Annotated in this window: 1 protein-coding gene; it reads right to left on the bottom strand. The window is 62.5% G+C overall.

What is annotated here, in order from left to right:
- Window positions 1–261 (bottom strand): DUF1062 domain-containing protein (locus tag EOD29_RS32770; RefSeq protein ID WP_127248855.1); only part of this gene is annotated, 261 nt, incomplete at both ends.

Raw genomic sequence — 261 nt, 5'->3', positions numbered from 1 at the left:
CTCCCGCTCGGCCTCCGTGGCGAGATCGATCATGACGAGGGTGCCATTCCTGATGCGCCGCCGCATGATGTCTGCCCGGTTGGGCTCCATTCGACAGACGCCCTGTTGGTGCAGCGCCTGCAGGCGGGAGCGCGACATCTTCACCTCGCTGGCCAGCAGCCGATCCAGGCGTGTGTTTGTCGGAAACGGAACCAGCAGTTCTATTTCCAGGCTTGTCCAACCTGCGGTCTCGTGCCGTATCTCCTTGGCGATGTCGCATTC

It is taken from the genome of Mesorhizobium sp. M1A.T.Ca.IN.004.03.1.1 (assembly GCF_003997555.1).
Lineage (GTDB): Bacteria > Pseudomonadota > Alphaproteobacteria > Rhizobiales > Rhizobiaceae > Mesorhizobium.
Note: the sequence above shows the minus strand (reverse complement) of the source record. Positions and strands in the feature narration are given on the sequence as shown.